Genomic DNA, 11722 nt, shown 5'->3' with positions numbered 1-11722 from the left:
ATGGATTTCATTAAAGACTATCTGATTCAGGTTCTTACCGACTGCTCCAACAAACTAAGACTGGACAGCAGCAAACTGGAAGTGATAACACTTCTGAAAGAGCAGATATATAAGTCAGAATCCCCTGAAGTATTATTCAGAAATATGAAAAAGGTAACGGAGTTTGCCAAACTGGCAATCCGGCTTAACGATATTTATGTGTATCTGAATACCACAAAGATTGAGTTCCGGACTATATCAAAGAAATTTGAGGAACATTCAGATCTTCTTTTAAAAGATCTGACACCGTTTCTTGATATACTGACAGGAGTAAGATTCCAGAAAGCAATGGAAAAAGTATTGTTCTTTTCCGGAAGCGCTGTCATGAACCCCGGTCAGGTATCAGCCATAATAGATTTTTCAGCCCCGAAGGGGAGCAGAGTAACAACAGAGTCATTACACCAGAACACAGAAGAACCTGAGCCGGAAAATCAGGATACTGAAATTCCTGATGATCCTGACCACGATTCTGATATGACTTATCAGCAGTATGAATCCAGAATATTACACCCGATAAGGGGACTTGATGAGATTCTTAAAGCACTGCTTAGCGGGGAATATAACGCGGATGATTTAACGCATTATTCCAAATTAATACTTTGGAATTCGCAGATAGCAATGAAATTCGGAACTGAAATTGTTGCTAAAATGCACCTGATTATTGCAAAAGCTCTGCCAATGATACGGGACGGGGAATTAAAACCGACAAAAGATACCATTGAATCCATAAGGGCGTGTCTGATTGTTATTGTTGCTCTTGTAAGGGGAAAAGGAGTTGACATAAAAATGTATATAGACCGCGCAGAAGAGTTTGGAAAGAAAATTTTACGCAAATAAAACAAGGTAGTAATGAAAATTTATGCTGTTATAATGGCCGGCGGTGTTGGTTCACGATTCTGGCCCAGAAGCCGTGAAAGAAAACCAAAGCAACTAATTAATATTTTCGGTGAAAATTCATTAATACAAAATACCGTTAGCAGGTTAAGGGGCCTTGTAGAACCTGAAAATACGTTTATCATTACAAACAAATTTCATAAAGAAGAAATCCTTAACCAGCTTCAGGGAATAAATCCTGAGAATGTAATTGCGGAGCCTGTCGGCAGAAATACGGCTCCCTGTATTTTACTGGCCTCAAGAGTAATCTATGAACGGGATAAAGATTCAGTCTGTCTGGTACTGCCAGCTGATCACCTGATTAAAGAAGAAGATAATTTCAGGGATACACTCAAAAAAGCTGCTGAATATGCTTATGCTTCTGATAATCTCCTCACCATCGGTATTGCACCGACCCGTCCTGAGACCGGATATGGATATATTCAGATAGAGGGAAAAGAAATAAGCAGCAGAATTCATCCTGTTAAAACTTTTGCCGAAAAACCAAATTACGCAACAGCGGTAAGGTTTTTAGAATCAGGTGATTTTTACTGGAACAGCGGAATGTTCATTTGGAAAACAGGGGTCATTCTTCAGGAATTGCAGAGACATCTTCCTGATCTCTATAAGGATTTTAATGATCTTCTCCTGCCATCTTCAAATCCGGGGTTTGAATCATCAGTTGAGAGAATTTACAACAGTATTCGAGGAATCTCTATTGATTACGGAGTGATGGAAAAATCCGATAAAGTCAGTCTCATAAAATCAAATTTCATCTGGAGCGATGTAGGAAGCTGGGAAGAAGTGTATCAGCTCTCTGAAAAGAACGGCAACGGAAATGTGTTCGAAGGCACTGTATATTCCGATTCCACACTTGATACTTTTGTCTATTCTCCTGACAAATTTACCGCAATAATCGGCGCTGAAAATCTTCTGGTCATTAACACAAAGGACAGTCTCCTGATCTGCAGAAGGGATAAAGCTCAGGATGTAAAAAAGGTTGTTGAATTTCTTAAAGATCAAAAACTAGACGATTTAGTCTGATGAAGAAACTGATTACAGAAAATGATATTTTGAACCTCTTTAAGAAGGGACAAAATTCAATAATTATTCCAAAAAATTCTTTGATTACTCCCGCGGCAAAGGATAAAATAAAGGAATTAGGGATAAGTATATCATCTGAAGTCTCACTACAGAAAAAATCTGATGCTGAAATATTATCTCCTGCACAGACCATTATCGCACTGGGTAATGATCACAATGGATTCGCTTATAAATCCTTTTTACTGGATTATCTTTATAAAAAAGGTTATAAACTGGTTGATGTTGGCAGCTATGATGCCAAACCAGCTGATTTTCCTGAGCTAGCAAAAAGGGCATGCATGAAAATTCTCAATAGAGAATCTCATTTTGCAATCCTTACTGATGCTACCGGTAATGCTTCGGCAATGGTCTGTAATAAATTTAAGGGTATCAGAGCGGCTACAGGGTATAATGAATTTACCGCAAAGAGTTCGCGGGAACATAACAATGCGAATGTTTTATGCCTTGGAGCAAAAGCGCTGGGGGAAAATTCCCTTACATCAATTGTTGATACCTGGTTGTCAACATCGTTTGGGGGAGAGCGACACCAGAAGCGGCTTGATATCGTATCTGAAATCGAAAAAAATAATTTTAAATAATTTCCAGACAGGTCCGGATGTATAAAGTTCTATTACTCTCCATTTCCATGGTCTTCATTCTTTCAGCGCAGCAATTTGAAGCATATTTTGACGAGGCTTCTCAGCGATATCAGATTCCCGTAAACATTCTGAAAGCAGTTGCGTTTTCAGAAACAAGAGGAGTGCACATTATTAATGATGAAGAAAGCCATCAATCATGTATTGGGATACCCCATGTTTATGGAATTATGGGACTTCGAAATGATCACTGGTTTGGAAAGTCTGTTGATAAAGCATCGGAGATTACGGGATTCACTCCGGATCAGATTACTTCTGATGAAAGGTTAAATATACTGGCTGCAGCGGCACTTCTGGATTTTTACGCTGCAGAACGGAGAATTAACAGGAATAATATTCATAACTGGAAAGAAGTTATTGAATCATATTCAGGAATAAAGCAGGATGCCGTTAAACCTCTGTATTCTTACGAAATCTTCCGTGTAATGAAAGAAGGGTACATATCAGAAAATTTATCAATTCCTGTGAATCAGGAAATTGATCTCGGGATTTTCCCTGAATATGTTAAACCGGGAATTGATCCGGTTTATATAGAGTCGGAAGATTATGGTCCTGCAGTCTGGGATCCGAGTCCTAATTATACAAACGGAAATATATCGCATCAGTTCTCAGTTGTGCACACCACCCAGGGAGGATTCGCGGGATCAGTTTCATGGTTAAAGAATCCAGCTGCAAATGCCAGTACGCACTATATTATCAGAAGTTCCGACGGTTATATTGTACAACTTGTACGAGAACAGAACCGGGCATGGCATGTAGTCTGCTGGAACGGCTATAGTCTGGGCGTTGAGCATGAGGGTTTTGTTGATAACCCGGCCTGGTACACGGATGAAATGTATATTGCTTCAGCCAATCTTTTTAATCATTTTTCAGTCAGATATAATATACCGTTTAATTTTAACAGAATCATCGGCCACAATCAGTGGCAAAATAACGCCTGGCGAATCTGGATGCAGTCGAATTATCCTGGTATTGACCCCACATGCAATACGCACACCGATCCGGGTATTTACTGGGACTGGCCATTTTACATGCAATTGGTCTCAAAAGACACGACATCACCTGTGATTACCGGTTATTCTCCTTCAGTAACAGGTGACAGTATCTGGGCCAACCAGAGTATAAAGATTACATTTTCTCAAAGGATGAAAAAATCTGCCGCTCAGTCTGCATTTAGTATTACTCCCCAGGTTAGCGGCGTATTTTCCTGGGAGAATAGCGGCCGTACGTTGGTATTTAAGCCGACAGGACTTTATCAGCTTGGACAATTATACCAAGTGAGCTTTGATACCTCAGCAGTAAATTACAACAACAGGAAACTCCTGAGCGGTATTGAGTTCAGTTTTGTAACCCGAAGCACAGCACCATTAAATGTACTGAATACCTATCCCGCTGTAAATCAGCAGGGGATAAGCAATACGGTAAAACTTAAAGTTGAGTTTGACACACCGCTTCTAACATCAAGTATTACGGGAAATATCGGGCTGTTCAATTTCTCGGGTGAACCTGTCCAAATAAAGAATGTCGTTTATTCTGAAGTTGACGGAAGAGGGACAGTGACTTTCTCTCCTCAGTCTTCTTTAAAGTTTTCTTCGGATTATTCGATACAGGTCAGTTCAGAAATAAAAAACATTCTTGGTACATCTCTCGGTACTTCTCAAAACGTCCAGTTCAGAACAGCTGACAGTATTTATGTAGCGGGTACTCTTATTGACAACTTTGAACTCATTAAGAACTGGAAAGATCCTAATTTCAGCGGCAGCACTATTGGAACTGATCCGAATGCTACAACCTTTACCATTTCAAATGAAGAAAAATATGCAGGTTCAGCCAGCGGTAAGATAAATTATGTATTTACCGGAGCGGGCGGAGTCTGCAGGACGTTTAATGCAGACAAACCATCTATTGGTTCAAACAGCGCTGAAACATTCGGGTTATGGATATACGGTGACCTGAGTTATAATTACCTAGAATACTGGTTTTACTATAATGCTTCATCAAACGTGATTGTTAAAGCAGATACACTGAACTGGACGGGATGGAAGTGGGTCGAGGTCCCGGTTTCATCAATAACCGGTTCCGGTGATAAACTTTTTCACAGCATTGTAATAAAGCAAAGTCCAACCGGCGCAACTTCAGGAGCCGTTTACGTTGATAATGCAATTCGCCGTAATCCTGCCCTGACGGATGCTGAAGAACATTCTTTGAGCAGTGTACCGGCAGAATATATTCTTCATCAGAATTTCCCTAATCCGTTTAATCCGGAAACCATAATCAGATTCTCACTCTCTGAAAATACTGTTGTTGAATTATCAGTATATGATATACTTGGGAAAAAAGTTGCAACCCTCGCCGATAATGTATACTATGATAAAGGAAATTATTCATTGCGCTTCAGCATATCAGACCATGGATTGTCCTCGGGTATTTATTTTTACCGTCTGAAAACGGATAGATTTACAGCATATAAGAAGATGACGATTATTAAATAATTGATATCAAAATAAATCAGATTAAATCATAAACGTGATACAATTTCTTGCCCGTGTAGATAAAAATGAGAAAATAGGAAACGGTGTCTTCCTGCTCTGGTTCGATGCTTCAAGGATTTCTGGTAGTATTAAGCCAGGTCAGTTTTTGAATATAAAGGTCAATGAAAGTTTTTTTCCGCTTCTTCGCAGGCCCTTCAGTGTTTGTGATGTGAACGGTCAGAGTGTTGCCATAATGTTCAATGTAGCAGGTGAGGGGACAAGAATTCTCTCTGAGAAAAAAGAAGGGGATTATATTGACGTCCTCGGTCCTCTCGGTAATGGATTCAGTTTGCAGTTCCCTGAGACTGATGCAGTTTTTATTGCCGGCGGTCTCGGAGCAGCACCATTTCCTTATCTGCAAAAAAAACTGAATAATAAACAGGTAACAGCACTCGTTGGCGGCAGATCCTCCGGCGATATATTGACCTATGGTCTCTCAAATGTTTATACGGCAACCGAAGACGGTTCCTCAGGATTTAAAGGAAATGTCATTCAGCTTTTTGATAGTTTAAGCAGCTCATTCAGCGGCAGGAAGCTGAGAATCTTTACCTGCGGGCCTAATGGAATGATCAGGGCACTTAAACAGTATATAGCAGAAAAATCAATCATCGCAGAAGCATCAGTTGAAAGTGCAATGGCCTGCGGCTTTGGCATTTGTCAGGGATGTCCTATTGAGCACGCCGAAAGTCCCGATGTTTATAAACTTATCTGCAAGGATGGCCCGGTTTTTAATCTGAAAGATATAACGATATGAGCATGGTTGATCTTTCTGTTAAACTGAGGAATCTTACTCTGAAAAATCCGATTTTACTGGCTTCAGGTACTGTGGGTTACGGCCAGGAAATAGCAGAGTTTACTGATCTTAATAAAATAGGGGGAGTGGTTACAAAATCGCTTTCATTAAAACCAAGAAAAGGCAATCCACCCCAGAGAATAGTTGAAACACCTTCAGGTATGCTGAATGCAATTGGACTGGCAAATGTAGGGGTTGATGAATTTTTACGGTCTAAGATTGGTTTCTTTAAGGATTATGACACTGCTCTTATCTGTAATATTGCTGCTTCCACTCCGGAGGAATATCTTGAGTGCGTCAGAATTCTGGATTCTGAGGAGCGAATTGATGGATTTGAGATAAATGTTTCCTGTCCGAATGTAAAAGACGGCGGTCTGGAATTTGGCAATAATCCTGCAATGGTATCAAAGATTACAAATTTGACTAGAGGAGCTACGAAGAAGTTTTTGACGATAAAACTTTCGCCTAATGTAGCAAGAATCTCAGATTTTGCCAGAATAGCAAAAGAAGAGGGAGCGGATGCAGTTTCAGCTATAAACACCCTTGTAGGAACCTCATTTGACATTTACAGCCGCAAACCAAAAATCAGAAACATCACGGGAGGGCTTTCCGGACCGGCAATCAAACCGGTTGCGCTCGCCAAAGTATTAGAAATCAGAAGAAATGTTGATATCCCAGTTATTGGGCTGGGGGGAATTTCTGTCTGGCAGGATGTGGTTGAATTCATGATTGCCGGCGCTGCAGCGGTCCAGCTTGGTACGATCAACTTTATTAATCCGGATTCAGGGGTTAATTTCTTAAGCGGCCTGACAGACTTTTGCAACCTTCAAAAAATTGATTCCATTTCACAATTAACCGGCAGTTTTACTCTTTGACCTCAGAAGATTCCGGATTCAATCCGGAAGAGTTATTTAACCTTCGAAACCGTGGAATTAAGCTTTCTCTGGACCCGACCAGAGAGTTTCTTGATCGGACGGGTAATCCCCAAAATGCATTCAAATCTTTCCATATTGCTGGTTCGGTCGGGAAAGGGAGTACAACCTCCTTCCTGGCCAGTATCCTTATGGAGGCGGGATTCAAAACAGGACTTTATACCTCCCCCCATTTTGTCAGATTTAATGAGAGGATAAAGGTTAATGGTGTTGAAATCGAGGATTCCTATATTAAGGACTTCTGGGTAAAACATAAGGACTATATCCATAAAACCGGGCTCACTTTTTTTGAGGTAACAACTGTTCTCGGTTTTTGCTATTTCAGGGATAGGGGAGTCGAAATTGCCGCGATTGAGACCGGCCTTGGGGGAAGACTCGATTCAACCAATTTATTAACCCCTCTGGCTTCAATCATTACTTCGATCTCACTTGAACATACCTCTATTCTGGGTAATTCTCTCACTGAGATTGCCAGAGAAAAGGGGGGGATTATCAAGACAGGAATTCCTTTATTTTTGGGTGATATTCCGGATGAGGGTCTCTCTGAGCTAAAACGGATAGCCACGGAGAAAAAAACAGAAATATTTGAAATTAAAAGAAATGTTGCAATTTATCCGGAAAAGTATGATTTTTACAGCGACAGTTTAATTTTGTCAGGTATTGTTCCCCCCGTTAAGGGTCAACATCAGTTTATTAATTCAGCTTTAGCCATTTTAAGCATCCGGAAGGTTTTAAATCTTCAGGATTTGTCAGTCTTTAAACGTGGAATACAAAATGTAATTAAAAATACGGGTTTGGAAGGCAGATTTGAAGTGCTTTCAAATTCACCCCTTCTGATACTGGATTCTGCCCATAATCCCGCCGGTATAACCGCATTTGTAAACCAGATAAAATCACAATTAACTAATAAATTAAATCTTTCCATTGTTTTCACATCATTATCAGATAAGAATGCAGACGAAATGCTTTCAGAGTTGCGTACGGTGAGCAGCCACCTGATTCTTCATGAATTGGAATTCGAAAGGGGAATGAAGATGAGCCAGATGAAGGAAATTGCACATGCAAAGGGTTTTACCGTAACCGAACTCTCATCACCGGAAGATTTTTTCAGGAACATTTTCAGCAGCGCCAGGCCAGATGATGCTTTTGCAGTGACCGGCAGTATGTACTTACTCGGCGCGTTTAAATCGTATTTAAAGAACCAAAAACAGATTTTTATTTAACATTAACTTAACCAACAACCGAAAGAGGAAAAGGTAAACAAAATGCCAATGGATATTGCAGAACTGCAATCTAAAAAGATCGTCGAACTCTATCAGATATCAAAAGATTTAAGCATAACCGGCTACAGTGACTTAAGAAAACAGGAATTAATTCTCAAAATACTGGAAGCCCAGACATCAAAAGACGGCTTAACTTTTTCGAGGGGAGTACTTGAAGTTCTTGGCGATGGATACGGCTTTCTCCGTTCAAAGGACTACAATTACCTTCCTTCACCTGATGATATATATGTATCTCCTTCACAGATTAAAAAATTCATGCTTCGTACCGGTGACTTTGTCAGCGGTCAGGTACGTCCTCCGAAGGAAGGAGAACGGTTCTTTGCCCTTCTCCGCGTTGAAGCGGTAAACGGAAAAGATCCTTCCGAAGTAAGAGAAAGAACACTTTTTGACAACCTCATCCCTGTATATCCCACAAACAAACTGACTCTCGAAACCGTACCCGGTGAATATTCCATGCGCGTAATGGATCTTCTCGCGCCGATTGGTAAAGGGCAGAGAGGTCTCATCGTAGCTCCTCCTAAAAGCGGAAAGACCATTCTTCTGCAGAAAATTGCAAACTCCATTACCAGAAATCATCCTGAAGCAAAACTTATCATACTCCTGATTGACGAGCGCCCGGAAGAAGTTACGGATATGGAACGCAGTGTTAAAGCCGAAGTAATAAGTTCTACATTCGACGAGCCTGCTGACCGTCACGTCCAGGTTGCTGACATGGTTATTGAAAAAGCAAAAAGAATGGTAGAATCAAATGAAGATGTGATTATTCTTCTTGATTCCATCACCAGACTTGCACGTGCTAATAACGTAGTAATGCCTCATTCAGGCAGAATTCTCTCGGGCGGTGTGGATTCAAATGCACTTCAGAAACCAAAAAGATTTTTTGGTGCTGCAAGAAATACCGAAGACGGAGGAAGTCTTACCATTATTGCTACGGCTCTTATTGAAACTGGTAGCAGAATGGATGATGTTATCTTTGAAGAATTCAAAGGAACCGGTAATATGGAACTGGTACTTGACAGAGATCTTTCCGACAGAAGAATCTTTCCGGCAATTGATGTTAACAAATCAGGCACCAGAAAAGAAGAACTGCTCATGTCTGAAGAAGATCTTCAGAAAGTATGGATTCTTCGTAAAATCCTCAGCGAACTCAGTTCCATTGAAGCGATGGAGTTTCTCCTTGACCGCATGAAGGGCACAAGAAATAATAAAGAGTTCCTTGCTAATATGAATAGCTGATCATGAAACTATTACTCCCGGCACTCATAGTTCTCTGTATTCAGCTTACCTTATCAGGCCAGGATACCACAAAGTATCCCTGGCCCACAAATCCCGGCAATGTACAAAAGCAGGTCGGCGGCTCTTTTGGTGAATACAGAAGCACCAGCGCAGAAGGTCATTATCATAACGGGACGGATATCTCCGGCGGTGCTGGAACTCCGGTATATGCTGTACTTGGAGGAGTTGTTGGTGCCGCTTTTGATGATGGCAATACAGGATACGATTCGTATGTAAGAATTAATTCTACGATTAATGGTCAGACGAAAATGCTTACATATTATCATACACGTCCTGTTGCGGGTCTAAGTGTCGGACAGGCAATTTCCGCCGGTCAGCAAATTTCTACTATTGCCATAGATCATGTTCATCTTATTGAATACCGGTTCGGGACAACTCAAACAGCAGCTCAGATAAATTCCCTGAGACCTGACGGGGGTTTAGTACCGTATAATGATCCCTGGAAGCCATATATCCGCTATGTTAAATTTTTCCGTGATAACAGTGATCTACAGCTTCCGGCAGGTAATCTGGGAGGAAAGGTTGATATAATAGCCCATGTTGAAGAAACAAACGGTACAACCAGCGCAACTTTTAATAATGGCACTTATGAAATCGGGTATAAAATTCTTTCGGAAGACGGCCAGACTGTAATATTTACTCCTCCGGATAACGGACTCAGATTCAAGTATTACAACATTCCGAGAGATCAGTATGTTAATGTGAATTATTATCGTCCTGAATCCAATACCAGTAAACATGTGTATATTGTGACAAACGGAAGCGGCGCTTCTTCAGTCGCCTCCAGCCAGATAGTTGGCAATAGCTTTTTTGACGCAGATGCATTTCCGTATGGCAATTATAAAGTCATGGTTTTCACTTATGACAGCAGAGGTAATGGCGATACTGTTTTTATTCCGGTAACCACAGCACCGGCAGACCTTACACCTCCGGCCCAGCCGCTGTTAAAGTCAATCTTAAAAGATTCCACTGTTTATTTTACCATGACATGGACACCGCCGGGAGATGGTGATTTGCGTGGATTCAGAATACACTACAGTAATGATGGAAATACTTTCCAGATTCGTGAGTCGGAAAATACACTGACTGCTATGGTAAATAACCGTACATATTCATACGGGCTGCCTAATCCACTGTATTTAAAAATATATGCAGTTGATACTGCTAATCCTGCCAATCTTTCAATACAGTCAGATGTCTATGGTATTCGTACAATAAATGACGGTAGGAAGATTCTCATAGTTGACGGGTTTAACAGATTCTTAAGCGGAGGAAGTTATAATCTGGCATATCATGATTTTATAATCCGTTTTGCGGAATCAGGTAATTTTACTTTTGAAACTGCACATCACTCTCAAATACGGAACGGGGAAATTAACTTATCCGGTTATCAGACGGTCTTCTGGTTGAGCGGTGATGAATATCCGTCAGCAGCTTTTTTTGATTCCACAGAAATGAATGCTTTGAAGTCATTTCTTGAGGGGGGAGGAAACCTCTTTCTCTCAGGTTCAGAAATTGCGCAAAATCTGTATCAGTATGGCGCTCAGGATAGTTCTCTTATTAATTTTATGAAAGACTATCTGAAGATTCAGTATATAGATGGTGATGCAAATCTCAATTATGCCATTGTTTCTGATTCTACGGGTATGTTCAGCAGTGCATTAATTCCGTTCGGACTTACCTCACAGGGGTCACCATATATTGAGGATGCACCCGATGTTATTATGGGTGAACCGGGAGCAATTGAGTTTATAAAGTATAATGTAACAAAGCCGGCAGGAATCTATTTCCGGGGTACATTTGGTCAGTCCGCTCAGCAGGCAAAACTGATTTACCTGGGATTTCCTTTTGAATCCATTGGCTCGAAATCATTGCGTACCCAATTCATGGCTGATCTGTTAAACTTTTTCTATCCCGCAACTCCGGTTGAAGAATTTGATGAACCGATAGCTAAAAAAGTTTTTGAGGTTTATCAGAATTATCCGAATCCATTTAATCCATCAACAAAGTTAATGTTTTTTAATCCTTCTGCCGGGAAAGTAAAAATATCCCTCTATAATGTTCTGGGCGAGATGGTCTATACTGCTGCAGACCGGATATTCAGTGAGGGCTTTCATGAAGTAAATCTTGATTTCAGCACTGAACCGGGAAATCTGGTGAGCGGAACTTATGTTGCAAGATTTGAAACTCTTTCAGGTACCCGGACAGTAAAACTGCTTTATCTCAAATAGACTGA

The 11722-nt window shown here is 40.7% G+C and carries 9 protein-coding genes; all 9 read left to right on the top strand.

The window, feature by feature from the left end; all coding sequences use genetic code 11:
* The 9 genes from HRU80_10575 to HRU80_10535 are packed head-to-tail and all read left to right on the top strand — an operon-like array spanning nucleotide 1 to nucleotide 11717.
* Complete coding sequence (locus tag HRU80_10575) at nucleotides 1-876, top strand: hypothetical protein (GenBank protein QOJ29301.1); 876 nt, start codon at nucleotides 1-3, stop codon at nucleotides 874-876.
* Nucleotides 877-888: 12 nt separating this feature from the next.
* Nucleotides 889-1956: an NTP transferase domain-containing protein gene (locus tag HRU80_10570; protein ID QOJ29300.1), complete on the top strand. Its 1068-nt coding sequence runs from the start codon at nucleotides 889-891 to the stop codon at nucleotides 1954-1956.
* Nucleotides 1956-2594, top strand: coding sequence for an RpiB/LacA/LacB family sugar-phosphate isomerase (locus HRU80_10565; protein QOJ29299.1), 639 nt, complete (start codon nucleotides 1956-1958; stop codon nucleotides 2592-2594). Before HRU80_10570 ends, HRU80_10565 begins: the two co-directional genes overlap by 1 nt.
* 17 nt (nucleotides 2595-2611) lie before the next feature.
* Nucleotides 2612-5143 carry an Ig-like domain-containing protein gene (locus tag HRU80_10560; GenBank protein QOJ29298.1) on the top strand — a complete coding sequence of 844 codons (2532 nt, stop codon included), beginning with the start codon at nucleotides 2612-2614 and terminating at the stop codon, nucleotides 5141-5143.
* Nucleotides 5144-5177: 34 nt separating this feature from the next.
* The gene (locus HRU80_10555; protein QOJ29297.1) at nucleotides 5178-5936 is read left to right on the top strand and encodes a dihydroorotate dehydrogenase electron transfer subunit; all 759 of its coding nucleotides are present in this window, start codon (nucleotides 5178-5180) and stop codon (nucleotides 5934-5936) included.
* Nucleotides 5933-6850, top strand: a complete 918-nt coding sequence (locus HRU80_10550) for a dihydroorotate dehydrogenase (protein ID QOJ29296.1) — start codon at nucleotides 5933-5935, stop codon at nucleotides 6848-6850. The genes HRU80_10555 and HRU80_10550 overlap by 4 nt, the downstream gene beginning before the upstream one ends.
* Nucleotides 6847-8130 carry a bifunctional folylpolyglutamate synthase/dihydrofolate synthase gene (locus HRU80_10545; protein QOJ29295.1) on the top strand — a complete coding sequence of 428 codons (1284 nt, stop codon included), beginning with the start codon at nucleotides 6847-6849 and terminating at the stop codon, nucleotides 8128-8130. Before HRU80_10550 ends, HRU80_10545 begins: the two co-directional genes overlap by 4 nt.
* A gap of 48 nt (nucleotides 8131-8178) precedes the next feature.
* Nucleotides 8179-9426, top strand: coding sequence for a transcription termination factor Rho (rho, locus tag HRU80_10540; protein ID QOJ30520.1), 1248 nt, complete (start codon nucleotides 8179-8181; stop codon nucleotides 9424-9426).
* Nucleotides 9427-9428: 2 nt separating this feature from the next.
* Nucleotides 9429-11717, top strand: coding sequence for a peptidoglycan DD-metalloendopeptidase family protein (locus tag HRU80_10535; GenBank protein ID QOJ29294.1), 2289 nt, complete (start codon nucleotides 9429-9431; stop codon nucleotides 11715-11717).
* The last annotated feature ends 5 nt before the right edge of the window (nucleotides 11718-11722 follow it).

This window comes from Ignavibacteriales bacterium (assembly GCA_015709675.1).
Taxonomy (GTDB): Bacteria; Bacteroidota; Ignavibacteria; order Ignavibacteriales; family Ignavibacteriaceae; genus H2-BAC3.
Note: the sequence above shows the minus strand (reverse complement) of the source record. Positions and strands in the feature narration are given on the sequence as shown.